The organism is Pseudarthrobacter sp. AL07 (assembly GCF_029960665.1).
Taxonomy (GTDB): domain Bacteria; phylum Actinomycetota; class Actinomycetes; order Actinomycetales; family Micrococcaceae; genus Arthrobacter.
Genome location: NZ_JASBRB010000002.1, coordinates 171973 through 198684, shown reverse-complemented (window position 1 = coordinate 198684; position 26712 = coordinate 171973). Strand labels below are relative to the sequence as shown.

Genomic DNA, 26712 nt, shown 5'->3' with positions numbered 1-26712 from the left:
GGGTCAATCCTTTCATGAACCGAGCAGCGAGGCGGCCAGCCGGTCGAGGTCGGCGGCGGCCTCAGCATGCCCGCGGTTGGCTTCTGCCACGCGAACCACCTCGCCAATGACCAGCACGGCGGGATTGCTGCACCCGGCAGCGGCGGAGGTGATGGTGCCCAGGTCCGCGATGGTGGTGCGCTGGCCGGGGCGGTAACCGCGTTCGACGACGGCCATGGGCATGTCGGGGCGCATACCGGCTTTACGGAGTCCGGCCGCGAGCTGGTGCAGGGTGCCGATGCCCATCAGAACCACAATAGTGCCGCCCAGTCCGGCCAGGTGCGTATGTTCCTTTTCGGTCAGCGGCGCGTGGCCGGAGACCACGGTGAACATGTGGCTGACCTCGCGGTGCGTGACAGGGATGCCGGCGGCCGCCGGCACGGAGATCGCGCTGGTGACACCCGAGATGACACGGACAGGCACGCCCGCTGCCACGCAGGAGGCCACTTCCTCACCGCCACGGCCAAAAACATAGGGGTCGCCGCCTTTGAGGCGGACCACGTTGTTGCCGGCGAGGGCGCTTTCGACCATGAGCTTCTCGATGTCGGCCTGGCCCACCTTGTGGTGGCCGGGCTTCTTGCCCACATCCACCAGTTCGGCGGAGGTCAGGTCCGGCAGGTCCTGGCAGGGAGCCAGCCGGTCGAAGAATACCACGTCCGCATCGCGGAGAGCCTTCACGGCTGCGACAGTCAGCAGCTCGGTGGTGCCGGGTCCGCCGCCCACCAGAGTGACGTGGCCGACGGGTCCGGCGGCAGGCTCGGCCGCCACCGGGATGCCGGTGGCGGCGCAGCGCTCGAGCAGAGGCTCCCAGCCGGGCTGGCCGTCGTCGACCGCTGCGACCAGGAACGGGCGCTCAGGGAGCGGGCCGTCATGCGCCGCACCCGCAGGGGTGCTAAGGCGAGAGACGACGGCGCCCGCGGCTTCGTAGCGGCGGACCGCCTGGCGGGCGGCGTGGTCGGAGCCGGTGACCAGGACTTCGCGGCCGGTGAGATCGATGCTGAGCTGCATGGCTATACCTCGTTCTCGTCCAGCAGTTCGGGAGCGGAGGGCCGCATGGGGATGGAGGCGCCGATCAGGACTGGCTGTTGGCTGGCGCGAGTCTTTTCCTCCGCAGTGGCAGGGCGCATCTGGCCGCGCTCGTCGGAGACGAAGGTGATGGAGTCATCCTTCTGGTCGGGCGCGTTGACGAAGGACCGGAACCGCCGCAGGCGCTCGGGATCCTTGAGGGTGTCCGCCCATTCGTCCACGTAGGTGTCAACGTGCTTGGCCATGGCGGCTTCAAGTTCCTCGGCGATGCCCAGGGTGTCATTGACCACCACGTCCTCGACGTGCTTGATGCCGCCGTCGAGCTCTTCCTGCCAGCGCGCGGTACGCTGCAGGCGGTCCGCGGTGCGGATGTAGTACATGAAGTAGCGGTCGATGTACTTGAGCAGGGTTTCGTCGTCGAGGTCCTTGGCCAACAGCTGAGCGTGGGCCGGGGTGGCACCGCCGTTGCCGCCGACGTACAGGTTCCAGCCGTCGGCCGTCGCGATCACACCGACGTCCTTGCCGCGGGCCTCGGCGCATTCGCGGGCACAGCCGGAGACGCCCATCTTGAGCTTGTGCGGGCTGCGGAGGCCTCGGTAGCGGAGCTCGAGCGCGATGGCCATTGCCACCGAGTCCTGGACACCGAAACGGCACCAGGTGGAACCGACACAGGACTTCACGGTGCGCAGGCTCTTGCCGTACGCCTGGCCGGATTCGAAGCCGGCGTCCACCAGTTCCTTCCAGATTTCCGGCAGCTCTTCGAGCCGGGCACCGAACATGTCGATCCGCTGGCCGCCGGTGATCTTGGTGTACAGGTTGTACTTCTCGGCCACGGCGGCGATAACGCCGAGCTTCTTCGGGGTGATCTCGCCGCCGGCGATGCGGGGGACCACCGAGTAGGTGCCGTCCTTCTGCATGTTCGCGAGGGCGCGGTCGTTGGTGTCCTGCAGGGTGCCGCGGCCGGCGTCCAGGACGTAGGCGCTGTTCTGGCTGGCCAGGATATTGGCGATGGTGGGCTTGCAGATATCGCAGCCTGCGCCGGTGCCGTACTTGGTCATGATCTCTTCGAAGGAGGTTAGTTCCAGGACGCGGATGGCGTCGAAGAGTTCCTGGCGGGAGAGTTCGATGTGCTCGCAGAGGGCCTTGGAGACCTCAACGCCGGACTTGGTAAGTTCGGTTTCCAGCAGCTTCTTGAGCATCGGCACGCAAGATCCACAGCTGGTGCCCGCGCGGGTGCAGCCCTTGAGCTCGCCAAGCTCCTGGACAGGGGCGTTGCCGTCGCAGGCGCCGCAGCCGTTGATGGTGTCGCGGATGGTGCCGGCGGCCACGTTGTTGCAGGAACAAAGGATGGCCTCGTCCGGGAGTTCGGTGTCCGGGGCGTCGCCGCCGCCGGCCGCCGTGAGGTAAGCGCCCGGTTCGGCGCTGAGTTCACGGCCGAGCAGCGGGCGCAGGCTCATGTAAGGGGATGCGTCGCCTACGAAGATGCCGCCGAGCAGGGTCTTGGCATCGTCGGTGGTGACGATCTTCTGGTAGACACCGCGGGCGGGGTCGGCATAGACGATTTCGAGGGAGTGCTCGGTCCGGGCGAACGCGTCACCGAAGCTGGCAACGTCCACGCCGGAGAGCTTGAGCTTGGTGGCGGTGTCGAACCCCGGGAAGGTGGCCTCTCCGCCGTGGAGGCGGTCAGCGACGATCTCCGCCATGGTGTTGGCGGGGGCAACCAGGCCAAGGCACATGCCGCCGAAGTTGGCCACTTCACCGATGGCCCAGATACCGGGGACTTCCGTGGCGCAGAAATCGTTGATGACCACGCCTCCGCGCGGGCCCAGGCTGAACTGCGGCTCCTCGCCCTCGGCTGCGCGGAAAAGTTCGTCACGGGGCTTGACGCCGATGGCCACGATGACGAGGTCGGCGGGGATGATCCGTTCGTCTGCCATGAGGACGCCGGTGACCTGTCCGTCGTCGTCGGAAAGGACCTGCGAGGGGAACACTCCGCCGTGGACCGTAAAGCCCTTGGCTTCGATGAGGCGGCCCAGTGACTGGCCAGCGCCTTCGTCCAGCTGGGTGTTCATCAGCCACGGTGCGCCGTTGATAACCACGGGAGTCGCGCCGAGCTGTTCAGTGCCTGCAGCTGACTCAAGTCCCAGGAGCCCGCCGCCGATGGTCACGGCGTTGATCGTGCGGCCCAGCTTTTCCGTGAGCTCCGCGATGGCCTTGTTGATGGCCCAGACGTCCTCGAGCGTGCGGTAAACATGCACGTGCTCGGCGCCGGGGATGGGCAGCCGCATGGCGTCGGAGCCGGTGGCAACCACCAGGTCGTCGAATTCAAAGATGCTGCCGGCAGCGGTCTCAACGGTCTTCGCCCCGGCATTGATCTTGACCACGCGCTCGCCGGTCTTCAATGACAGGGAAGCGTGGTCCCACATGGAGGCAGAGCCCAGGGTGAGGTCCACGCTGCTGTCCGTCAGTGCCTTGGAGAGCGCCACGCGGTCATAGGGGAGGTGGGCTTCTTCCGTGAGGACCGTGACGTCCCAGCCCTCAAGGCCCCGGGTGTGCATGGCATCGGCGAAGCGGTGGGCAGCAGGGCCGCCACCGGCGACGACGATCCGGCGCGGTGCCGTCTGGGGTGAAGTCTGTTCGGTCACTGTGGGCCTTTCGCATGTGCCGCAGACGGTGTTCTGCGACGTTCTCTGACGAGGTGTCCATCCAGACTAGGTAGCCGCAGTTTCGCTTCAGTTTCCCTTATGTTTCGTAGGCTTAACTTCTGCATCACGAACGGGTTTCCGAACGGGTGAGGTCTCTTTTACGCGCCGGACACATGCACCGCACGCCTTTGAAACACCCGTTGCCTAAGTTGTTTGGTACGGCCATAGAGGTGGCCAATCAAGCACGGGGAGAGGAGCCGGACATGACGGCAACACTGGAACTTGGGGCGCTCGCCGCCGACACCGCTACCTGGCACCGGGTCTGCGCCGTGGACGAGCTGGAGCTTGCCTGGGGCGAAGCGGCACTCATTGCGGGCCGCCAGGTGGCACTCTTCCGGACAGGCCCCAGTGAGGTTTTTGCCGTGGCCCACGAAGATCCCGCCACCGGCGCCCACGTGATGGCACGGGGCATTCTGGGTTCACGCGGCACACGGCCCACCATTGCGTCGCCGCTGCACAAAGAGGTCTACGATCTGGAAACCGGTGAATCCTTCGGAACCGCCGCGGTGCGGCTGGAAACGTTCAGCACCCGCATTTCAGACGGTTTCATCGAAGTTGAGGTTTAGCGTCCCGCTAGAGCCCGAGCGCCTCGCGGACATCACCGAGCACATGGTCCAGGGCGGAACGGGCTGCCTGCCGGGCTTCCGGAAGTTCGGCAGCTGACTCAACCGGGAGGATGACCTCCAGGTAGCACTTGAGTTTTGGCTCGGTGCCGCTGGGCCGGATGATGACCCGCGTGTCGTCCCGGGTCAGATACAGCAGGCCATCGGTGGGCGGCAGGTGCCCGCTCCCTTCGGCCAGGTCCACGAAAGTTTCAACAGCGGACGAACCGAACGAATCGGGCGGGCTCACCCGGAGCCGGTTCATCATGGCGTCCAGCAGGCCCAGATCCGCCACCCGGATACTCAGCTGGTCGCCGGCGTGCAGACCGTGCTGAAGGTAGAGCTCATCCAGGGTGTCGAAGATGGTTTTTCCGTCCGCCTTGGCGGCGGCAGCCATTTCCGCGATGAGGACAGCGGCAGAGATCCCGTCCTTGTCCCGGACCAGGTCCGGCGCAACGCAATAGCCAAGGGCTTCCTCGTAGCCGTAAACCAGCCCGGGCACCCGGGATATCCACTTGAACCCGGTCAGCGTTTCCTCATGCGCGTATCCTGCCGCGGCGGCGATGCGGGAGAGCAGGCGCGAGGACACAATCGAATTGGCGAAGACGCCGGCCCCTTCACCCCTGCCAAGTTCGTCCGCATTGCCTGACGCTTGCTCAGCGCCGGCCGCCAGCCGAGCCACAATATGTGCTCCCAGCAGCGCGCCCACCTCGTCGCCGCGGAGCATGCGCCACGCGCCGGTGTCAGGATCCTTGGCCGCCACTGCCGCGCGGTCCGCATCCGGATCGTTGGCCAGGACAATATCGGCGTCCACACGGGCCGCGGTCGCCAGGGCCAGGTCCAAAGCACCTGGTTCCTCCGGATTCGGAAAGTTCACCGTGGGAAAGTCGGGATCCGGCTCCGCCTGTTCGGCCACGAGAGTGACATCGGCAAAGCCGGCAGCATTCAGCACCGCCACGGCAGTTTCGCCGCCCACACCGTGCATGGGGGTCAGGACAATCCGCAGATCACGGGACGGGAAGCGGGCCGCATCGGCGAGTGCCGCCGTCGCGCGTTCATAATCCGCCGCAACCGACGGGTCCAGCACTGTCCAGCCGCCGGCGGCAAGGGTGATGGTTTCCAGGGCGCCCACGGCGTCGATCCGCGCGGCGATCCGGGCGTCGTAGGGCGCCACGATCTGCGCTCCGCGGCCGCTGTCCTCCACGGCATGACTGCCCAAATACACCTTGTAGCCGTTGTCCTGCGGGGGATTATGGCTGGCCGTCACCATCGCGCCGCCGTCGCAATTGAGGGCCCGCACGGCGAATGCGAGCAGCGGGGTGGGCAGCGCGGACGGCATCAGGAACGTTTCGATCCCGGCGGCCGTAAAGATGGCCGCCGTTTCTTCGGCGAAGATGTCGGAGTTGTAGCGGGCGTCATAGCCGACGACGGCGCGTGGCCGGGTCCCGGGGGCGGCCTCAGCCACCGCATCAACCAGGAAGTCGGCGAGGCCGGCGGCGGCGCGGCGCACCACCACGCGGTTCATGCGGTTCGGCCCGGCGCCCAGGGCGGCGCGGAGGCCTGCGGTGCCAAACTGAAGGGTGCCGTTGAAGCTGTCGGCCAGCTCCTGTGACGCTGCGGGGGAGCCCTCCTCCGCGAGTTGCAGCAGCTCGGTGAGCTCTGCGGCTGTGGCTAGATCCGGATCTGTGGCCGCCCACTCACGGGCTTGGCTGAACAAGGAGGCGGCATCGGAGGACGTCATGCGGTCAACGCTATCGTCATTGCTTCAGGAACTGTGCCTGAACACTCGCCTGTGACAGCGGAAAGCAGCGAAATCCTTGCAGGGAATTTTCTGGACAAGTAATGTCGCGAATATGAAACTTGGGCAGGGTGTTGAGTGGGGGCTGCATAGCTGCGTCAACATGTCCTGGACCGCGCCGGGGGAGGCCGTCAGCAGCGCACGGCTGGCCGAGTTCTACAAGCTTCCCGCCGCGTACCTGAACAAACAGCTCCAGGCCCTGGTGCGGGCCGGGATCCTGACCTCGGTGTCCGGGCCGCGGGGCGGCTTCTCGCTGGCCAGGCGTCCGGACCGGATTTCCGTCCTTGACGTGGTCCTCGCCGTTGAAGGAAATGACCATGCCTTCCGGTGCGAAGGCATCACCAAGGACGCGCCGGGCGGGAGTATGGACGCTGACTACGCCCGCACGTGCCTCATCTCCCAGACCATGCGCCACGCCGAAGTCACCTGGCGGACCGAGCTGTCCCGGCAGAGCATTGCCGGGATCGCACAGTCCATCGAGCGCCGGTTTCCCGAGGCCCGGGAGGACGCGGTCAGCCAACTCATGGGCGCCAAATCCTGACCAGCCTATAGGCAACGCGGGGTCACTTAGCGCCCGTTGCAAGGCCTCGGATGGGCGCTAAGTGACCCCGCGTTGCGCTAAAGCCTGGCGACGATGCCAGCCAGCAGTGTGGAGATGCGCGGTCCGGCGGCCTGGCCGGACTCGATGACTTCCTGGTGGCTCAGCGGCATGGCGCTGATGCCGGCCGCAAGGTTGGTGACCAATGAAATTCCGAACACTTCCATGCCTGCGTGACGGCCGGCGATCGCTTCCAAGGCAGTGGACATGCCCACCAGGTCCGCGCCGATCCGCTTGGCGTACTGGACCTCTGCCGGCGTTTCGTAATGCGGCCCGCTGAACTGGGCATAGACGCCTTCCTCCAGCGAAGGGTCCACTTCGCGGGCAAGGGCGCGGATGCGTGAACTGTACAGGTCTGTCAGGTCAACAAACGTTGCGCCTTCCAACGGGGAGGTGGCGGTGAGGTTGATGTGATCTTTGATGAGTACCGGGGTGCCCGGCGTCCAGTTTTCGTTAAGTCCTCCGCAGCCGTTGGTGAGGACCAGGGTTTTGCAGCCGGCTGCCGCGGCGGTGCGGATGCCATGGACCACGGCGCGGACGCCTTTGCCTTCGTAGTAGTGGGTGCGTGCGCCCAGGACCAGCGCGCGTTTGCCCTCTTTGGTCAGGACAGAGCGGATGGTGCCCACATGGCCCTCCACCGCCGGGGCATGGAAGCCCGGGACGGTGTCAGCGGTCAGGGTGGCGGTGGTCTTGCCGATGAGGTCGGCGGCTTCGGCCCAGCCTGAGCCCAGGACGAGGGCGATGTCGTGGCTGTCAACCCCCGTCTCCCGGGCGATGTAGTCAGCAGCGGAGCGCGCGGCGGCGAAAGGGTCCGTGTTCTGGAAGTCTGTATTACTCACTGGTACAAGTTATCGTGCTGCTGCCGCTGTGCACAGTGGCAACAGCGGTGCTCCAGGCCGCGGCCGGCACCGTGACGGGCCGCTCTTTTATTGGTGGTCCCTGCGCTGATGCGGGACAATGGTTGATTGTGACTACGCACCCTGATTTCAGCTCCCCCCGGATCGCAATCCTCGGAGGTGGCCCCGGCGGATACGAAGCCGCTATGGTCGCTGCCTCGCTGGGAGCGCAGGTCACCATCATCGAACGCGCGGGCATGGGCGGCTCGGCCGTGCTGACCGACGTCGTGCCTTCCAAGACTCTGATCGCGACGGCGGACCTGATGACCCGCGTCGGTGAGGCGGGCGAGCTGGGAGTGAAGTTCGACGTCGACGGCGGCGACTTTGTGCCGGCGATGCGCGCCGACCTCAAACACATCAACGACCGCCTGCTCGGCCTTGCCCGCCAACAGTCCACTGACATCTCCAGTGGGCTGGAGCACCAGAACGTCCGCATCCTGCTCGGTTCGGGCAAGCTCCTGGACAACCACACCATTGAAGTCCTGACCGCTGACGGCACCGAAATCGTGGAAGCTGACACCATTCTGCTGGCCGTCGGCGCGCACCCCCGCGAGCTGCCCACCGCGCGGCCGGACGGGGAACGCATCCTGAACTGGGCGCAGATCTACAACCTTGACGAGCTTCCCGAGGAACTGATTGTGGTGGGCTCCGGTGTGACCGGTGCCGAGTTTGCCTCCGCCTACAACGGCCTGGGCTCCAAAGTCACCCTGATCTCCAGCCGCGACCGGGTGCTGCCCGGCTCGGACACCGATGCTGCGGAGGTACTGGAGGAAGTCTTCGAGCGCCGCGGTGTGCGCGTGCTGTCCCGCGCCCGTGCCGAAACCGTCGAGCGGACCGACGACGGCGTGGTGGTCACTCTCGGTGACGGATCGAAAGTCACCGGCAGCCACTGCCTGGTATGCGTGGGTTCCATCCCGAACACCGCCGGCATCGGCCTTGAAGAGGCCGGCGTGGCACTCACCGAGAGCGGCCATATAAAGGTCGACGGCGTCTCCCGCACCACGGCGCCGAACGTCTACGCCGCGGGCGACTGCACCGGCGTGCTGGCTTTGGCCTCGGTGGCCGCAATGCAGGGCCGGATTGCGATCGCACATTTCCTGGGCGACAGCGTGATGCCGCTCAAGCTTCACCAGGTGGCGTCCAACATCTTCACCTCTCCCGAGATCGCGAACGTGGGCGTTTCCGAGGCCGAGATCCAGTCCGGCAAATACCAGGGCGACATCGTCAAACTTTCGCTCAAGAGCAATGCCCGCGCCAAAATGCGCAATCACAAGGACGGCTTCGTCAAGATCTTCGCCCGTAAGGGCTCCGGCACCGTGATTGGCGGTGTTGTGGTGGGGCCGAACGCGTCCGAGCTGATCTTCGCCATCTCCCTTGCGGTGACCCAGAAGCTCCACGTCGACGACGTCGCCAACACCTTTACTGTGTACCCGTCACTGAGCGGGTCCATCTCGGAAGCCGCTCGCCGCCTGCACGTCCACATGTAGCAGGTCCGGTAGCGTGGCGGGCATGACTACAGCTCTGGAGCGGCCACGCCGCGGAAAAATCATCGGTGGCGTTTGCGCCGCCCTGTCAGCCCGGTTCGGGCTCCCGAAGTTCCTGGTCCGGCTCGGCTTTGTGATCTTTGGCCTGCTGGGGATCGGGGAGCTGGTCTACATCGCCCTGTGGATCATGATCCCCAAAGCGTCGGCGTAGAGTCCGCCAGCGGCCGTTTGGTGGTTGGCCCTGAGACCAAGGGCCAACCGTGATGACAGCTTTACGGCCCTTCCTCCGGGAAAGCTTCGGGGTAAGGGAAGTTATGGCCATTGCAGAGCATGCCCGGGCTCGGCACTTCGGCCTTAAAGCCTGCCGCGACGATCTGCCCGTAGGACTGGACCCTGCCGCCTTCAACCGGATCGTCCGGGACATCGTTGAGGCCGGAGAACGAGCAGATCGAATTGGCATGGTCCGGGCCCCGTTCCACCTGCCCCGCGGCCGACGCAGGCGCCGTTGTCATTCCCATCAGCGCCAACGTACAGACGGCCGCACCCAACAGTGATTTCTTGTGCATTGTGTTGCCTCAATTCCTCGAAGTGATGACTCTTCTCGGTGGCAGACGCTGCAAATTGGTGCAAACCGTGACACTGCCCAGCGCAGGTCTGCTACCTACGGGCCGAAGGCCCGTGCGGTGAGTCTACTGACAGCGCACCGCGTTGGGAATAACCCGCGCAAATGGCCTGCGGAAAGCCGCCGGCCATGCGTCTTCGCCGGGACTTCCACGTGCTCAATCACGGGTGCATGGCTCAGTCACCGGTCGGAAATGTCAGGCGGCGGGAGCCGCCTGGAAGTGTTTTTCGATAAGCCCCTTGATGTCCTCGTGGCAGCCGCCGCAGCCGGTGCCGGCGCGGGTCGCCTTGGAGACCTCGGCCACTGTGGAGCAGCCATCGGCCACGGCACCCTGGATCCTGGTGCCGCTGACTCCGGCGCAGCGGCATACCGTTCCCGCAGGATCGGCGGGACCGGACGCGGCCAGCTGGTCCGGACCGTCCAGCCGCAGCAGCAGTGACCTGTCAGCCGGCAGTTCCGCGCCGCGCTCGAACAGTCCCACCAGCTCCGCGGCGGTCCGCGGCATGCCCACGGACACCAGGCCTTCCAGCACTCCGCCGCGGGTGGTCATCTTGACGTAGCGGCCGTGTTCCGGATCGGCCCACTGGGCGATCTGCAGCCGGGGCCGGCCGTTCACGGCACCCGCGGTGAGCGTCTCCACATCCCACGGTTCGGCCCCGTTGTTGCCGGCCACGGCCATGTTCATGCCGCGGGCCTTGAGCACAATCACGCCGGCCTGTTCCTGGGGCAGTTCCTGCAGCGCGTCGGCGTCGTCCTGTGTGCCGGAGGCCAGCAGGGTCAGGTATTCGGCCAGCCATTCGGCCTGCCGCCAGCCGGGACCCACCAGGCCGGACGGGCCCTTTGCCGTGCGGCACTCACCGCAGGCGGGGTCCGGGCAGCGGACCTCTGCGCAGTCGCCGATCGCGAAGATGTGCGGCTCGTGGTGGGCCCGCAGCCGGTGGTCCACCAGAATGCCAGCGCCAACCGACAGACCGCAGCCTTCGGCGAGCTCGGTCCTGGGGCGGACGCCGCAGGAGAGGACCAGGAGATCGCCGTCGATCGCCGAACCGTCATTGAGCAGCAGCGCCGAGAACCCGCCGTCGGGCGCGTTGTGCTCCACCCCGGTGGACCGGGCGTTGCTGGCCATCCGGACGCCGCACCGGCGCAGGCTGGCCGCCAGGACCGCCCCGCCGCCGCGGTCGATGTTGCGTCCCAGCGGGTGCGGCCCGTTGTGCACCACCGTGACGGTGGCACCTTCCTCGGCAGCGGCGAGGGCTGTTTCGAGGCCAAGGACGCCGCCGCCCAGCACCACTACACGTTTGCCGCCGTCGACCGCCGCGCGCAGAACCGAAGCGTCGCGGAGGTCCCGGAGCGCTGTGACGCCGACCGGAAGGACGGGGGAGGAGGGATCGGGGTTGATCCCGGTCAGATTGGGGATGACGGGCCGGGAACCGGTGGCGATGACCAGCCGCTCATAGTGGGCCGAGGTGCCGTCGGTGAGGATCACCTGCTGGCGGGCGCGGTCCACGCGGCGGACGCGCACACCAAGCCGGACGTCCACGCCGTCGGTGGTCAGGGCTGCGGCGTCGGAGAGGGCCAGGGCCTCGGCAGTGGTGCGTCCGACGCCGAGGTCGGCCACGAGCACCCGGTTGTAAGCGGCCTCGGCCTCTTGGCCCACCACGGTCAGGCTGACGTGCCCGTCGCGGACTGCGGGCAGCAGTTCATCGATCAGGCGGGCAGCCACCGGGCCGAAACCAACAATGACAATCTGCTCACTCATGATGCCTCCGATGTCTGAAGAACACTGGTCTGGGGCTGGTTCGGGGCCTGGTCGGCGGCCAGCCGGACCCAGACCTTGTTGAACTTGAATTCGGGCATCCCTGAGATGGGGTCGGTGGCGGCCTCCGTCAGCCGGTTGGCGCTTTCGAGTTCGGGGAAGTGGAACGGCAGGAACACCGTGTCCGGGCGGATTGCCGTGCTGAGCTCGGCCCGGCAGACCACCTGTCCGCGTTCGTTGGCCACCGAGACGAAGGAACCCTCGGCGATGCCCATGGACGTCGCGGCGGCCGGATGGATCTGTAATTTCGCCTCCGGCTGGCTGGCCAGCAACTCGGACACTCGCCGGGTCTGAGCGCCGGACTGGTAGTGCTCCAGGAGGCGGCCGGTGATGAGGGTCATGGTTTTTGCCGCCGGATCCGGATTGGCCTCGGGCGTACGACGACGGCGGGGCGTCACCGGGGTCATGACCGCCTTGCCGCCGGCGTGGGCAAACGTGTCCAGGAAGAGCCGGGGTGTGCCGGTGCTGCCCACAGGGTAGGGCCAGTAGGCGGCTTCGCCGCGGTCCAGCATGGCGTAGTCGATGCCGGAGTAGTCGGCGTGCCCGCCGGCCGAGGCCAACCGCAGTTCCTCGAAGACTGTTTCCGGATCTTCGCTGTAGGTGGAGGGTGCCTCGAGCGCTTCGGCGAGCCTGGCCATGATCCACAGTTCGCTGCGTGCGCCGGCCGGCGGCTGCAGGGCCCGGCGGCGGCGGAGGACGCGGCCCTCGAGGTTGGTGAGCGTGCCTTCCTCCTCGGCCCACTGCAGGACCGGGAGGACGAGGTCCGCTTCAGCGGCCGTTTCGGACATAAAGAAGTCGCAGACCACCAGGAAGTCCAGGCTGCGGAGCCCGGCGATGACGGCGTTGGCATCGGGGGAGGCCACCGCGATGTTGGAGGCGTGCACAAAAAGGCACCGGACGCCGTCGGGCTGTCCCAGCGACTTCAGCAACTGGACGGCGGGCAGTCCGGGCCCGGGAATGGTTCCCTCCGGGACGCCCCAGACGCCGGCCATATGGGCGCGGGCGGCGGGGTCGGTGATCTTGCGGTAGCCGGGGAGCTGGTCGGCCTTCTGGCCGTGCTCGCGGCCGCCCTGGCCGTTGCCCTGGCCGGTAAGGGTGCCGTAGCCGCTGCGGCGTGAACCGGGGAGTCCAAGAAGGAGGCTGAGGTTGATTGCTGCGGTGGCGGTGTCCGTGCCGTCCACGTGCTGTTCCACGCCGCGGCCGGTGAGGATGTAGCTGCCGCCCTTGGCCGCGCCGTCGGCAAGCCTGCGGGCCGTGTCCCGGATGAGCTCGGCCGGGACGCCAGTGAGGGACTGGACGCGTTCAGGCCAGAACGAGTTGACGCTGCGGACCAAGGCCTCATAGCCGGTGGTGCGTGCCGCGATGAAGTCTTCGTCTGCCAGGCCCTCGTGGATGATCACGTGCGAGAGGCCCAGCAGGAGGGTGAGGTCGGTGCCCGGCAGGGGCTGGAGGTGAAGGCCGCCGCCGTCGGCCGTGAACTTTGCCGTGGCTGAACGGCGGGGATCCACCACGATCAGCCCGCCGGCGTCGCGCGCGCCCTGGAGGTGCTGTACGAACGGCGGCATGGTTTCGGCCACGTTGGAGCCGAGCATCAAGATGGTGCTGGCCGTGTCCAGGTCCGCAAGCGGGAACGGGAGGCCGCGGTCCAGGCCGAAGGCGCGCATCCCGGCGGCCGCGGCGGAGGACATGCAGAAGCGGCCGTTGTAATCGATGCGTGAGGTGCCCAGGGCCAGGCGGGCGAACTTGCCCAGCATGTAGGCCTTTTCGTTGGTGAGGCCACCGCCGCCGAAGACCCCGACGGCGTCCTTACCGTAGCGTGCCTGCGTGTCCTTCACTGCGGTGGTGACCAGCGCCAGGGCCTGGTTCCAGCCGATGGGGCGATGGACGCCGTCGGCGCCCTTGAGGAGCGGTTCGGTGACCCGTCCGGGGTGGTTCAGGAGCGTGGCTGAGGTCCAGCCTTTGCGGCAGAGGCCGCCGCGGTTGGTGGGGAAATCGCGTCCACTGACCTCGAGGAGCACTTCGGGGAGGGGGGCTTCCAGGAGGGCAGCGGCCCGCGCTGCGGATTCAGCCGGCACGGGGACTGACCCCGGCTCGGAAGCCGGGGTCAGTTCCGCAGGGGATGTGAGCGTCATGGCGCACTGCAGGGCGCAGTAAGGGCAGTGCGTGTCGGCGCTTTTGGTCATGTTAGACGTGTCCCATCGCGTTTCGGTTGGCGTTGCGGATGTAGAAGAACCAGCAGACCGCCAGCATGACGACGTAGGCTCCGACGAAACCATAGAAGGCCGGGGTGTAGGAGCCGCTGGCCGTGTTGGAGGCGTTCAGCACCTGCGGAATAACGAAGCCGCCGTAGGCGCCGATGGCCGAGATGAGGCCGAGGGCCGAGGACGCGAGCCGCTGGGTTTGGACCGTGCTGGCACCGGACATTGCTGCGCGGCTGGACGTGGCGAAGATGATGGGGATCATCCGGTAGGTTGCGCCGTTGCCGAAGCCGCTGGCGGTGAAGAGCATCAGGAATAGGACCAGGAAGAGCCAGAAGTTCTTCAGAGGCAGGGTCCAGATCATGGTCAGGGTGATGACGGCCATGCTGGCGAACGCTGCAACGGTCATCCGCGCCCCGCCCATGCGGTCAGCCATACGTCCACCGTAGGGGCGGGCGAGTGAACCGACCAGCGGGCCGAGGAAGGCCAGCGAGAGTGCCATGGTGCCGACTCCGATGGAGGAGAACGCCGGGAAGTAGTCCTTGATGAGCTTGGGGAACACGCCGGCGAAGCCGATGAACGACCCGAAGGTGCCGATGTACAGCAGCGCCATGATCCACAGGTGCGGTTCCTTCAGTGCTGCGACCGAGCCGGCCACGTCACCCTTGGCGCTGGTGAGGTTGTCCATGTACTTCCAGGCACCGAAGGCGGCGATCAGGATGAAGGGGATCCACATCCAGCCGGCCATCGGCAGGTTGTTGACGCCGCCGATGGCGAGCAGGGTGATCATAATCGGGACGGCGAGCTGTGCAACGGCTGCACCCATGTTGCCGCCGGCGGCGTTCAGGCCCAGGGCCCAGCCCTTCTCGCGTGCCGGGTAGAAGAACGTGATGTTGGCCATGGAGCTGGCGAAGTTGCCGCCGCCGAAGCCTGCCAGAGCTGCCACGAAGAGCATGACGCCGAACGGGGTTTCCGGGTTGGAGACGCAGAGTCCCAGGCCGATTGAGGGAATCAGGAGGAGGAGCACGGACACGATGGTCCAGTTCCGGCCGCCGAAGCGGGGAACCATAAAGGTGTAGGGAATCCGGAGCGTGGCGCCTACCAGGCTGGGCATCGAGATCAGCCAGAAGATTTCCGAGGTGGTGAACGTGAAGCCGGCTGCCGGAAGCTGGACCACCACGATGGACCAGAGCTGCCAGACCACAAATCCTAGGAACTCGGCGAAGATGGACCAGTTCAGGTTGCGGCGGGCGATGGCCCGGCCGCCGGACTCCCACTGCTCTTTGTTCTCGGCGTTCCAGTTGGCGATCCAGCGGCCGGGACGGAATTCAAGGGCGGGGGCGTCGGGTGTACCCGTGGAGGGCTGCGTGCCGGCGGATGAGGACACGCCTCCGTGCTGGGGGTCGGTGTCTATATCTACGGAATTGCCGGGGCCGGCATTTGCGCTGCGGTCAACAGTCACGGTGGACCTCCTCATGGGGGATGTTGTTCTTCCAAGGTAAGGAAGGCGCGTTTCGTGGACGGTCGCGGTTTGTTAACGCGCTGTGACATTTGCCTATCGGCAGCCATCCGGCGGCGTGAGGAGCGTTAACGGCCGAAGGATGAGACAGGGTCCTCGGGTCCACATGATGGACGTTTTGTCCATTGAATGGACGGCTGGAACTACTATCGGACTCTAACTACTGCACGCCGGACCTTACCGGGCCCGGCCGGTTCTCAGGAAAGTGTTCATATGTCATCTACCCAAACCACCGCGGAGCCAGGATCCCCCAAGGCGGTGAACTCGCGCGGCCGCGTGATTGTGGCCAGCCTGATCGGCACCACCGTTGAGTTCTACGATTTCTACGTCTACGCGACCGCCGCCGTGCTGGTCTTCCCGTCGCTGTTCTTCCCCAACCAGAACGAGACCACCCAGCTGCTCAGCTCCTTCGCTGTCTTCGGTGTGGCCTTCGTTGCCCGCCCGCTGGGATCCATCGTCTTTGGCCACTTCGGCGACAAGTTCGGCCGCAAGGGCACCCTGGTGGCCTCGCTGCTGACCATGGGCATTGCCACCTTCCTGATCGGCTGTCTGCCCACCGCGCTGGTCCCGGGCTGGCAATTCTGGGCTCCGGCGCTGCTCGTTGTTATGCGCTTCGCCCAGGGCCTCGCCCTCGGCGGCGAATGGAGCGGCGCTGCCCTGCTGGCCACCGAAAACGCCCCGGCCAACAAGCGCGCCATCTACGGTACGTTCCCGCAGCTCGGCGCACCCATCGGCTTCATCATCGCGAACGTGATCTTCCTGGTGGCCAGCTACACGCTGACGCCGGCCGACTTCCTGGCCTGGGGCTGGCGCGTGCCGTTCCTGCTCAGCGCCGTCATGGTGATCATCGGCCTGTACGTCCGTCTCAAGCTGATCGAAACCCCTGCCTTCACCAAGGTGCTCGAATCCAATGAGGTGGCCAAGTTGCCGCTGGCCCGGGTCTTCAAGTCCAGTGGCCGTCCGCTCATCCTGGGCACGTTCATCATGCTCGCCACGTACGTGCTCTTCTACCTGATGACCACGTTCACGCTGACTTACGGAACCCGCGCCTCCAACCTGGGTGCCGCCAAGGCTGCTGCAGAGAAGGCCGGCAAACCAATGTCCGAGGCCGCCGCGGCAGCGTTTGTTCCCGGCCTGGGCTTCAACCGCAACGACTTCCTCTGGATGCTGATTGCCGGCGTCGTCTTCTTCGGCATCTTCACCCTGGTTTCAGGGCCGCTGGCGGAGAAGTATGGTCGCCGCAAGATGCTGCTGACCGTCACAGGTGGCATTTTTATCTTCGGCCTGCTGTTCGTTCCGCTGTTCAGCGGCGGCTTTGTGGGCACCATGGCCCTGCTGATCATCGGCTTCTCGCTGATGGGCCTCACGTTCGGCCCCATGGGTGCGCTGCTGCCCGAACTGTTCCCCACCAACGTGCGCTACACGGGCTCCGCCGTCAGTTACAACGTGTCCAGCATCCTGGGTGCTGCGGTGGCTCCGTTCATCGCCGTCGCGCTGTGGGAGCTGGCTGACGGCAGCCCAGTCCTGGTCGGTGTCTATCTGACCGCGATGTCGGTACTGACGCTGATCGCGCTGTTCGTGTCCAAGGAAACCCGCGACCTGGACTACGAGAACAACGTAGCCTGACGGGCCGCCGTCGGGCGTTCCAGCCCGGTTGCTGACGGAACTGCCCGGCATGTTCCCCGTTATTGCGGGGAACATGCCGGGCATTGCTGTGTCCGGACGGGACCAACGGGGGAGGAACGCACGACGGCGGCACCCGCCTACCAGCGCGGAGCTCAGCCGGCGTAGCGGGCCACGAAGTTCTTCAGAATGGTCATGGGTTCGGTGACGGTGAAGGTACGGGCGGCTGTCATCAGTTCCTCGGCGGATTCCGGCGGGAAGTAGCCGGCATGCCGGTAGATGTCGATCCTGGTGACCAGGCCCTCCGCGTCCAGCTCAGGGTGGAACTGCGTGGCGTACAGGTTCTGCTTGATCCGGAACATGTGGACGGGGCAGGCCTGGGAGGATGCCAGCAGCACGGCGTGGGAGGGCAGCGATGAACAGGCCTCCTTGTGCCCGGTGAAGGCGGTGAAACGGCGCGGCATCCCGTGCAGGAGCGGATCCGCGAGCCCGGCCTCCGTCAGCTCGATTTCCACCCCGCCCAACTGTTCGCCAAACGTCCTGTCAATCACGGCGCCCTGGTGCCTGCCCAGCGTCCCCACGCCGTAGCAGGCGCCCAGGAAGGGAAAGTCCTGTTCCACGATGTGGTCCAGCAGCCCGGCAAGCTCACGCTCCACCCGGTGCTGGGTGTCGCTTTTCTTCTCGGCGGGGTCGCTGGAGGTGAAGGGACTTCCGCCCACAATCACGCCGGAGTATTCGGCCAGGTCCAGGTGCGGCAGGGGCGCGGCCTCAAGCCGGACGCGCCGGAGCTGCTCCGGCGCCAGGCCGCAATACCTCAGGTACGCGGCATACTCGTCGTCAGCGGCGGCGTCTTCGGCCCGGGAGGCCAGGAGCAGGAAAGGCTTCACACGCTAAGTGTGCCTTTGGCCCCGGCCCGGCGCCAGAGCACCCCCGGCGCCAGAGCACTGTGCGGTGCCGGCGTGCCAATTGGGCCGGAGCACAGACCCGGCGCCGGGGGGATGTCAGTGGCTGGCAGGCTGCACGAACGATCGCCGGGACTGCGGCTGCGCGGCCGGGTCTGCATGGCGGTGGACCAGCTTCCAGTAGCCTTCTTCGCGCCGGAAGATGCTGGTCACACGGAGCGCGAATTCCTCTGGCGCTGCGGCGCTCCCCAGGCGGGCACGGAAGTGTTCCGTTTCCACCAGGAAGGCCGTATCACGTGCGGTGTAGGACGTGATGGTGTCGAATCCGAGCATCTCGCCGTCCTGGAACTGGCGGGACGCCTGGTCCAGCCGGGCCTCCACTTGGGCCCAACCGCGCGCGATGCCGCCGAACGGGTTGGCCAGCGTGACGTCGTCGAGCCTGGAATACAGGTCCTTGACGGCACCGGGATTCCCACGGGTGATTTCCGGAACCGCCAGGTGGTAGCGGTCTACTTCTTCTTCAAAACTGGGTGCAAGCATAGGGTGCCTCCGGCAGGGTCTAGTCTTCGATCGTGGCGATGACGGCGCCGGCCGACACCGTCTCACCGGCCGCTGCGCTGAGTCCGGTGATGGTGCCGGAACGGTGCGCGGTCAGGGGCTGTTCCATCTTCATCGCTTCAAGAACCACCACCAGGTCACCCTCGGCCACAACGTCGCCGTTGGCCACGGCAACCTTAACGATGGTGCCCTGCATCGGGGAGGTCAGTGCGTCTCCGGCGGCGGCCGAGGCCGCACCGCCTGAACGGAGGCGCTTCTTGGACTTGCCGGATTTGGCTCCGGAACCGGCGGTGGAACCCGCCCCGATCGAACCCAGGGAGGCGGGCAGGACAACCTCTAGGCGCTTGCCGCCTACTTCAACCACCACGCGCTGGCGTTCACCGGCGTGGCCGCCGGTGTCAGCGGTTCCGTCCGGCGTCCAGGCAGGAATGTTGTTGACGAATTCGGTTTCAATCCAGCGGGTGTGGATGCTGAAGGGCCCTTCCTCGGGCGCAAAAGCGGGGTCCGATACCACGGCGAGGTCGAAGGGGATAACGGTGGGGATTCCTGCCACCACCATTTCCTCCAAAGCGCGTCGCGAACGCTGCAGGGCCTGGGCGCGGGTGGCGCCTGTGACGATCAGCTTGGAGAGCATCGAGTCGAAATTGCCGCTGATGACATCGCCCTCCTCCACGCCGGAATCGATCCGGATGCCGGGGCCGGTGGGGTTCTTCAGGGTGGTGATGGTGCCGGGGGCAGGCATGAAGTTGCGGCCGGGATCCTCGCCGGTGATGCGGAATTCGAAGGAGTGGCCGCGGACCTCGGGGTCGCCGTAGCCGAGCTCCTCGCCGCGCGCCAGCCGGAACTGTTCGCGGACGAGGTCGATGCCTGTGACTTCCTCAGAGACGCAGTGCTCCACCTGCAGGCGGGTGTTGACCTCGAGGAATGAGATGGTGCCGTCCTGGCCCACCAGGAACTCGCAGGTTCCGGCGCCCTGGTAGCCGGCTTCCTTCAGGATCGCCTTGGACGATTCGTAGAGGCGGCGGTTCTGCTCTTCCGTGAGGAACGGGGCAGGCGCTTCTTCAACGAGCTTCTGGTTGCGGCGCTGCAGCGAGCAGTCACGCGTGGAGATGACCACAACGTTGCCATGGGCGTCCGCGAGGCACTGCGTTTCGACGTGGCGCGGGGCGTCCAGGAAGCGTTCGATGAAGCACTCGCCGCGGCCAAAGGCCGCCACGGCCTCACGCACGGCGGACTCGAAGAGCTCCGGGATTTCTTCGCGGTTACGGGCCACCTTGATACCGCGTCCGCCGCCGCCGAAGGCTGCCTTGATGGCCACGGGCAGGCCGAACTTGTCGACGAACTCGAGGATTTCCTCGGCGGACTCCACAGGATCGGCGGTGCCGGGAACCTGGGGCGCGCCGACCCTTTCGGCGATGTGCCGGGCCTGCACCTTGTCGCCCAAAGCGGAAATCGCGGCAGGGGAAGGGCCGATCCAGGTGATGCCGGCGTCGATGACCTTGGCGGCGAAGTCGGCGTTTTCGGCGAGGAAGCCGTAACCGGGATGGATGCCGTCGGCACCGCACTGGCGGGCCACGTCAATGATCTTGTCCATCACCAAGTAGGACTCCGCGGCGGTGTTGCCACCCAGGGAATAAGCTTCGTCGGCAAGCCTGACATGGAGCGCGTCGCGGTCCGGATCGGCGTAGACCGCCACGGAGGCAATGCCTTCGTCGCGTGCCGCGCGGATGATGCGCACTGCGATTTCGCCCCGGTTTGCGATCAGCACCTTGGTGAGGTTCGACTGCACGGGACTAGCGGACTGCTCCAAATTTGCTGACAAGGCGTCTCCTTCTTTCCTTCAGGGAGCCTAGCGCGATTTTGTGGGTTCCGCCGATATTACTTGCGGTTTCCGCGTGTAAACGGGCGCGGCTTTGTAGGGAACCTACAACTGGCCGGAAAATCGCCGCAATTATTCGGCGGACCACAGCTCCGTGATGCGTACGTTTGCGTGCGCGAGGAGGCTGCGCAGGGTGGAAACGGACAGCCCCACGACGGCGTGCGGGTCCCCGTCCACCTTCAGGATGAACGCGCCGCCCAGGCCGTCGATGGTGAAGGAGCCGGCGCAGTGAAGCGGTTCGCCCGTGGCGATGTACGCGTCGATCTCTTCCGGATCCATGTCCGTGAAGTGGACCTCGGCGGAGGCGACCGCCCCAAGTGTGGCGCCGGATCCCGGTGCTGTGGCGCCGTCGTCGGCCGCCCCATCCCCGGTGTCCTCGCCGGGCTCGTCATCGGCTGCCGTCGCGCGGCAGTCCACCAGCCAGTGGCCGGTGTGCAGGACCCCGCTGTTGCCGCTCATCCGCAGCATCCGTTCGCGTGCGACGGCGGCCGTGTAGGGTTTGCCGTGCGCCTCGCCGTCGAACTCGAAGACGGAGTCGCAGCCGATGACCAGCGCGCCCTCTGCTTCCGGCAACGCGGCCACGGCTTCGGCCTTGGCGCGTGCCAGCAGCAGCGCGGTATCGTGCGGGTCCGTGACGCCGTAGCGGGCCTGGACCGCGTCCTCGTCCACGTCGGAGACCAGCACGGAGTGCCGGATGCCGGCGTCGGCCAGGAGCTTGGTGCGGGCGGGGGACTGGGAGGCGAGGATCAGGCGGGTCACGGTTTCAGCCTAGTGGACTGGCTCGCTATGCTTCTGCGGCTCGATTTCGCGGCGTTCCAGCCGGGCGCCCTCCACGTCCACATCCGGCAGGATCCGGTCCAGCCACTTCGGCAGCCACCAGGTCTTTTCGCCGAGGAGGTACATTACGGCCGGGACGATGGTCATGCGGACCACAAAAGCATCCAGCAGCACACCGAAGGCCATGGCGAAGCCCAACGGCCGGACCATGGTCAGGTGGCTGAAGATGAAACCGGCGAACACGCTGACCATGATGATCGCAGCGGCGGTCACCACGGTGCCCGCGTGGCTGAAGCCGATGCGAACTGCCTTTTTGGCCGGGGCGCCATGCATGTAGGCCTCGCGCATGCCGGAGGCGATGAACACCTGGTAGTCCATGGCCAGGCCGAACAGCACACCGATCAGGATGATCGGGAGGAAGCTCAGGACCGCGCCGGGATTGGCGACGTCGAACACGCCGCCCAGCCAGCCCCACTGGTAGACGGCCACCACCAGGCCGAACGCTGCGGCCAGGGACAGCAGGAAACCGCCGGTTGCCAGGAGGGGAACCACGATGGAGCGGAACACCAGCAGCAGCAGGATGAGGGAGAGGCCGACGACGATCGCCAGGTACGGCGGCAGGGCGTCACCGAGTTTTGTGGAGACGTCGATGTTGCCGGCGGTCTGTCCGGTCAGGCCGATGGTGACCCCCGTTTCGGCCTGGATCTGGGTGCCGCGTTCGCGGAGTTCGCTCACCACCTGCACCGTACCGGCCTTGGCGGGCCCCTCTTCCGGGATGACCTGGAATACGGCGGTGCGGCGGTCTTCACTCAGTGCCACCGGCACTGTTGCCACCACGTTGTCCACGCCCCGGATCAGGTCCGCGACGTCATACTGCAGTTCCTGGGCCCGGGTTTCGTCCAGGCCCGCCGGGAATTCACCCACCACCACAATGGGTCCGGTAACGCCTTCGCCGAAGCTGCGCGCGGTGACGTCATAGGCCTGGTAGGCCTCGGAGTCCACCGGTTCGGAGCCGCCGTCGGGCAGTGCCAACTGGAGCTGCGCGGCGGGCAGGGCCAGCGTTCCCAGCAGGAGCACGCCGGCGACGAGCGCCACGACGGGGTGCCTGGTGACCATGCCGCCCCAGCCCTGGGTGCTCTTTTCCTCATCCTTGGCCTGGTCCGCAACCTCGTGGCCGGCCTCGGCGTTGTGGGCATCGGCCTTGGCCCAGGCCCGCCGGGAAATGATGCGCCGGCCGATCAGGGACAGCAGGGCCGGGGTCAGGGTGAGCGCCACCAGGACGGCCACCGCGACGGTGCCGGCCGCGGCCAGTCCCATCACGCTCAGGAACGGCAGGCCGGGCACCACCAGGGCAGCCAGGGCGATGATGACGGTCAGGCCGGCAAAAAGCACCGCGTTGCCCGAGGTTCCCGTGGCGCGCGCCACGGATTCTTCGGGATCCATACCCGCCTGCAGCTGGGTCCGGTGCCGGTTGACGATGAACAGCGAGTAGTCGATGCCCACCGCGAGGCCCAGCATCAGTGCGAGCATGGGCGAGATGGAACTCATCTCGAAGGCGCCGGAGAGGGCGAACGTGATGCCCACCCCGACTCCAACGCCGATGACGGCCATCAGCAGTGGCAGGCCCGCGGCGATGAGCGTGCCGAGCATCAGGATCAGGACCAGGGCCGCGACCCCGATGCCGATGATTTCTGCGGTGCCGAAGAGTTCTGAAATGTCTTCGGTGATTTCCTTGCTGGCCAGTGCCGTCACCCCAGCGGAGGACGTCTCATGCGCGATGTCCTGCACCTGCTGGCGCACCGCCGGTGTCAGGGCATTGATGGAGGTGTTGAACTGCACCTGTGCCACAGCTGCCTGACCGTCCGTTGAGACAAAGCGGATCCCGGCGGAAGCTTCAGCCTGCCGCTTGCCCAGGTCCAGCTTGGCTTTGGCGGCCTGCCATTCCTGAGTGCCGGCTTCGAGCTGCGCCTTGCCCTGTGCGAGGGCGGCCTTCTGTGCTCCAAGCCGGGCTTCGATCATGGCTGGGGTGGCGCCGCTGGCGGCGAACTGCTGCTCCGCGGCGCTCAGCTGCGCGGTGCCGGCGTCGAGTTCGTCGCGTGAGGCATCCAGGCGGGCCTTGCCCGCGGCAAGCTGCTGCTCGCCGTCGGCGATGGCCTGCCCGGCCTGGTCCAGCTTGGCCTGCGTGGCGAAGGGATCCACCGTGGCCTTGACGTCCGGCAGGTCGCCAAGCTTGGTCAGCGCGTCTGTGACGGCGGCGCGGCTCCGGTCGGTAAAGCCGCCTTCCGGGGCTTCAAAGACGATCGTGGCAGAGCCGCCCGACGCTGCCGGCAGTTCCTGCTTCAGCTTGTCCGCGATCTGCTGTGTCTCGGTGCCCGGAATCTGGAAATTGTTGGACAGCGTGCCATGGAACGCGGCTGCGGAGCCGGCCACGGCCACCAGCGCCACGAGCCAGAGCGAAATGACCAGCCAGCGGTGGCGGTAGGAGAACTTGCCGAGGCGGTAGAGCAGCAGGGCCATGTCAGAGCCGTTCTTTGTTGAGGTGGGTAGTGGCGGTTGTGGACGTCGCGGAGGGGCTGGCCGCCGGAACGGGGCTGCCGAAGCCGGAGCCGAGGTGGCCCATGGCGTCAATAAGCAGTTGCCGCAGGACAACGAGGGAAGCGGGGGAGAGATCGGCGCCGCACTGGGCGAACCACACGTCCATGGCCGCCTTCCCGCAGGAGATGACGGAGCCTGCGAGGGCGCGCAGGTACAGTTCGTCGACGACGGCGCCCGGGGTTCCGGCGAAGCGCTCCCGGGCCGCGCTGATGATCTCTTCGGTGCAGTGGTCCCACGCCTCAAGTTCGGACCGGGACAGGACCGCGTTTTCCTGGGTGAGTGTGAAGAGCTCTGCCAGCGGTGCCACGGTCATTGGGTCAGCGAGTTGCATCAGTGCCGCGCGGGCGGACTCGAGAACGGGCTCGTTCGCGGGGCGTAGCCGGAACTGCTGAAGGGCGCTGTCCAAGAACCCGTGCGTCACCGAAGCCAGGGCGGCTTCGATGCTGCTGAAGTAATTAAAGAAGGTGCGGCGCGATATCCCGGCGGATGCGGCGATATCCTCCACCGTGAAATTCCCTGGGCCCTTCGCACGCAGCAGAGTCAAAGCGGCGTCGGTGATGGCCTGGCGGGTGGCGGCTTTGTTGAGTTCACGGCGCGAGAGAAGGTCGGGCATGAAAATTACCCTACGTGCAAGTTTGCACGCCGCGCAAGTTGATTCACAGGAAGATGAAAGGTTCCCGACAGCTAAGCCTGAGGCTGCCGCCGGAGACTGAAAGAGTCCCGTCTGGGGCATCTTGACCAGCCGTCACCGGACGGCAGATCCAGGAGACAAGAATGGTACGCACAAAGAGAATTGCCCTTGGCCTCACGGCCACCGCGTTGGCCCTTGGCGCCGGGATCGGCGTCGCCGGCATGGCGTCCGCAACCACGACGCCCACACCCAGCACCAGCTCGAGCGCCACCGCGGACGGCAGCACCAGCACCAGCACCGCGCCCGCCGACGGCAAGGGCATGCGGGGCGGTCACGGCCACGGCGGCTTCCGCGGCGTTGACGCGGCGGAACTGGCCACCAAGCTGGGTGTGGATGAGGCCAAGGTGACGGAGGCCCTGAAGGCCTACCGTGACGCCAGTAAGCCCGCCACTCCGCCGGCCGAAGGAACCCGGCCTGACCCGGCGGTGAAGCAGGCTGAACTCGCGAAGTCCCTCGCCGCGACGCTGGGCATCGACGAGGCAAAGGTCACAGCGGCGCTTGAAGAGCTGCGGACTGCCGAACAGGCGGATCGCGCCGCGGCTCTGAAGACGCGCCTGGACGCAGCAGTCACTGACGGCAAGCTGACCCAGGCCGAGGCGGACGCCGTTGCCAAGGCTGTCCAGAACGGAGTCATCGGAGGTGGCGGCCGCTAGCAAAAGGACACCCCGCCCCCGAAGAGTTTTTGTCCAGATAATGCCCCTTTAAGCGTTTCCTGGGCGCATTATCTGGACAAAAACTCGGGGGTGGGGTGTTGCGGGGTGTGGCTGCGGCGGTGCGTCAGGCCTTGGCGTCGGCCAGCTCGCGTCCGGCTTCCGGAGAATCGGTAGCGCCGGTGATGGCGGAGGGATCTGCGGCGGAGGAGTCGGCGTCGTCGTCCACAAACGGAGTGCCGTTCAGGGGCGCGTTGTAGAGCGCCTCGTCAAGGATGCCCTGGCGCTTGGCCACAATGGTGGGCACCAGGGCCTGGCCTGCAACGTTGACCGCGGTGCGGCCCATGTCCAGGATGGGATCGATCGCCAGCAGGAGCCCGACGCCGGCCAGGGGCAGGCCCAGCGTGGAGAGCGTCAGGGTGAGCATTACGACGGCGCCGGTAGTGCCGGCGGTTGCGGCCGAACCGAGGACCGAGACGAGGGCGATGAGCAGGTAATGGCTGGCGTCCAGCTGGACGCCGAAGAACTGGGCCACAAAGATTGCTGAGATCGCTGGGTAGATCGCGGCGCAGCCGTCCATCTTGGTGGTGGCACCCAGGGGCACGGCGAAGGAAGCGTAGGCGCGGGGAACACCCAGGCTGCGCTCCGTGACGCGCTGGGTCAGCGGCAGGGTTCCGATCGAGGAGCGGGACACAAACGCCAGCTGCACGGCAGGCCAGACGCCGGAGAAGTACTGCTTCACGGACAGGCCATGGGAACGGATGAGGGCCGGGTAAACCACAAAGAGCACCAGGGCAAGGCCCACGTAAATGGCGAAAGTGAACTTGCCGAGCGCGCCGATGGTGTCCCAGCCGTAGACGGCCGCGGCGTTGCCGATCAGGCCAACTGTGCCGAGCGGGGCGATGCGGATGATCCACCACAGGACCTTCTGGATGACGGCCAGGGCCGAAGCGTTGAGGGTCAGGAACGGCTCGGCAGCTTTGCCCACCTTGAGGGCGGCGACGCCGACGGCGATGGCAATGACCAGGATCTGGAGCACGTTGAAGCTGACAGAGGTGGCGACCGTGGTGGCTGCGGTGGCGCTTTCAGTCACGGTGGAGCTCGCGCCGAGGCCCAGGAAGTTCTTGGGGAACAGCCCGATCAGGAAGGACCACCAGTCACCGGACTTGCCGGCGTACTTGGCTTCCTGGGTGATGCCGGTGTTGGCGCCGGGCTGCAGGAGCACGCCGAGACCGATTCCGATCACCACGGCGATCAGGGAGGTGATGGCGAACCAGAGCAGGGTGTTCCAGGCCAGCTTGGCGGCGTTGGAGACCTGGCGCAGGTTCGAGATCGAGCTCACCACGGCGGTGAAGATCAGCGGAACCACCGCGGTCTGCAGCAGCGAAACGTAGCTGGAGCCGATGGTCTGAAGCGTGGCGCCGAGGCCGTTGGGGGTTTCCTTGGTGCTGCCCGTGTACTTGGCCAGCAGGCCGAGGCCCAGCCCGACAATGAGGGCGGCGATGATCTGGAAACCGAACGAGCCAGCCCACTTGGGCAGCTGGAAGCCGGTCTTTCCTGCGGATTCGGGGGTGCGGGTTTGAGTGCTCACCAGAACACGCTAGGCCCGGGTTTCCTACCACGGCGAACAGATGTTGAGAAATGTTACGCCGCCACGTTGCCATCGAGGCCCAGGAATCCCCGCGAATCCGGCGTCAAACAAGGCAATTGTGAAGTTATTCCCGCCGTCATTGT

21 protein-coding genes are annotated in these 26712 nt (G+C 66.4%); 6 read left to right on the top strand and 15 right to left on the bottom strand.

Annotated elements, in window-relative coordinates:
• Positions 1–12: 12 nt before the first annotated feature.
• Positions 13–1047 (bottom strand): uroporphyrinogen-III C-methyltransferase, encoded by a 1035-nt coding sequence (gene cobA, locus QK290_RS02890; RefSeq protein ID WP_282329222.1) that lies wholly within the window; start codon positions 1045–1047, stop codon positions 13–15.
• Between the two features lie 2 nt (positions 1048–1049).
• Entirely contained in the window at positions 1050–3710 is a 2661-nt protein-coding gene (gene nirB / locus QK290_RS02885; RefSeq protein WP_282329221.1) for a nitrite reductase large subunit NirB, read from the bottom strand.
• Between the two features lie 263 nt (positions 3711–3973).
• On the opposite strand from nirB, the gene nirD reads away from it, so the two are divergent.
• Complete coding sequence (gene nirD / locus QK290_RS02880) at positions 3974–4336, top strand: nitrite reductase small subunit NirD (protein ID WP_282329220.1); 363 nt, start codon at positions 3974–3976, stop codon at positions 4334–4336.
• 7 nt (positions 4337–4343) lie between these two features.
• Here nirD and QK290_RS02875 read toward each other — a convergent pair whose 3' ends face one another.
• Positions 4344–6113, bottom strand: a complete 1770-nt coding sequence (locus QK290_RS02875; protein WP_282329219.1) for a phospho-sugar mutase — start codon at positions 6111–6113, stop codon at positions 4344–4346.
• Positions 6114–6225: 112 nt separating this feature from the next.
• Between QK290_RS02875 and QK290_RS02870 the strand changes: the two genes are divergently transcribed.
• Positions 6226–6711 carry an Rrf2 family transcriptional regulator gene (locus QK290_RS02870; protein WP_282329218.1) on the top strand — a complete coding sequence of 162 codons (486 nt, stop codon included), beginning with the start codon at positions 6226–6228 and terminating at the stop codon, positions 6709–6711.
• 77 nt (positions 6712–6788) lie between these two features.
• Here QK290_RS02870 and QK290_RS02865 read toward each other — a convergent pair whose 3' ends face one another.
• Positions 6789–7607, bottom strand: a complete 819-nt coding sequence (locus tag QK290_RS02865) for a purine-nucleoside phosphorylase (protein ID WP_282329217.1) — start codon at positions 7605–7607, stop codon at positions 6789–6791.
• Positions 7608–7735: 128 nt separating this feature from the next.
• Here QK290_RS02865 and QK290_RS02860 point away from each other — a divergent pair, with 128 nt between their 5' ends.
• On the top strand, positions 7736–9151 hold the full coding sequence (locus tag QK290_RS02860) for an NAD(P)H-quinone dehydrogenase (protein WP_282329216.1): 1416 nt from the start codon (positions 7736–7738) through the stop codon (positions 9149–9151).
• A 22-nt stretch (positions 9152–9173) separates the two neighbouring features.
• Positions 9174–9359 (top strand): PspC domain-containing protein, encoded by a 186-nt coding sequence (locus QK290_RS02855; protein WP_282329215.1) that lies wholly within the window; start codon positions 9174–9176, stop codon positions 9357–9359.
• A gap of 61 nt (positions 9360–9420) precedes the next feature.
• On the opposite strand, the gene QK290_RS02850 is transcribed toward QK290_RS02855, so the two are convergent.
• The 4 genes from QK290_RS02850 to QK290_RS02835 all read right to left on the bottom strand — a co-directional run bounded on the left by QK290_RS02850 (position 9421) and on the right by QK290_RS02835 (position 15246).
• The gene (locus QK290_RS02850; protein WP_282329214.1) at positions 9421–9714 is read right to left on the bottom strand and encodes a hypothetical protein; all 294 of its coding nucleotides are present in this window, start codon (positions 9712–9714) and stop codon (positions 9421–9423) included.
• 252 nt (positions 9715–9966) lie between these two features.
• Positions 9967–11529 carry an FAD-dependent oxidoreductase gene (locus QK290_RS02845; RefSeq protein ID WP_282329213.1) on the bottom strand — a complete coding sequence of 521 codons (1563 nt, stop codon included), beginning with the start codon at positions 11527–11529 and terminating at the stop codon, positions 9967–9969.
• Complete coding sequence (locus QK290_RS02840) at positions 11526–13769, bottom strand: molybdopterin oxidoreductase family protein (protein ID WP_282329212.1); 2244 nt, start codon at positions 13767–13769, stop codon at positions 11526–11528. Before QK290_RS02840 ends, QK290_RS02845 begins: the two co-directional genes overlap by 4 nt.
• 1 nt (position 13770) lies before the next feature.
• Positions 13771–15246: an MFS transporter gene (locus tag QK290_RS02835; RefSeq protein ID WP_282329211.1), complete on the bottom strand. Its 1476-nt coding sequence runs from the start codon at positions 15244–15246 to the stop codon at positions 13771–13773.
• A 270-nt stretch (positions 15247–15516) separates the two neighbouring features.
• Between QK290_RS02835 and QK290_RS02830 the strand changes: the two genes are divergently transcribed.
• Entirely contained in the window at positions 15517–16929 is a 1413-nt protein-coding gene (locus QK290_RS02830; RefSeq protein ID WP_282329210.1) for an MFS transporter, read from the top strand.
• 152 nt (positions 16930–17081) lie between these two features.
• Here QK290_RS02830 and QK290_RS02825 read toward each other — a convergent pair whose 3' ends face one another.
• The 6 genes from QK290_RS02825 to QK290_RS02800 form a co-directional block, all read right to left on the bottom strand.
• A complete protein-coding gene (locus QK290_RS02825) occupies positions 17082–17813 on the bottom strand; it encodes a glutamine amidotransferase (RefSeq protein WP_282329209.1) in 732 nt (243 codons plus the stop codon).
• 114 nt (positions 17814–17927) lie between these two features.
• A complete protein-coding gene (locus QK290_RS02820; protein ID WP_282329208.1) occupies positions 17928–18368 on the bottom strand; it encodes a nuclear transport factor 2 family protein in 441 nt (146 codons plus the stop codon).
• 19 nt (positions 18369–18387) lie between these two features.
• Positions 18388–20208, bottom strand: coding sequence for a biotin carboxylase N-terminal domain-containing protein (locus QK290_RS02815; RefSeq protein WP_282329207.1), 1821 nt, complete (start codon positions 20206–20208; stop codon positions 18388–18390).
• 129 nt (positions 20209–20337) lie between these two features.
• Positions 20338–21024: a nucleoside triphosphate pyrophosphatase gene (locus tag QK290_RS02810; RefSeq protein WP_282329206.1), complete on the bottom strand. Its 687-nt coding sequence runs from the start codon at positions 21022–21024 to the stop codon at positions 20338–20340.
• A 9-nt stretch (positions 21025–21033) separates the two neighbouring features.
• Entirely contained in the window at positions 21034–23559 is a 2526-nt protein-coding gene (locus QK290_RS02805) for an MMPL family transporter (protein WP_282329205.1), read from the bottom strand.
• Between the two features lies 1 nt (position 23560).
• Complete coding sequence (locus QK290_RS02800; protein WP_282329204.1) at positions 23561–24250, bottom strand: TetR/AcrR family transcriptional regulator; 690 nt, start codon at positions 24248–24250, stop codon at positions 23561–23563.
• Positions 24251–24411: 161 nt separating this feature from the next.
• On the opposite strand from QK290_RS02800, the gene QK290_RS02795 reads away from it, so the two are divergent.
• Entirely contained in the window at positions 24412–24981 is a 570-nt protein-coding gene (locus QK290_RS02795; RefSeq protein ID WP_282329203.1) for a hypothetical protein, read from the top strand.
• A 124-nt stretch (positions 24982–25105) separates the two neighbouring features.
• Here QK290_RS02795 and QK290_RS02790 read toward each other — a convergent pair whose 3' ends face one another.
• Positions 25106–26569: a dicarboxylate/amino acid:cation symporter gene (locus QK290_RS02790; RefSeq protein ID WP_282329202.1), complete on the bottom strand. Its 1464-nt coding sequence runs from the start codon at positions 26567–26569 to the stop codon at positions 25106–25108.
• Positions 26570–26712 lie beyond the last annotated feature (143 nt).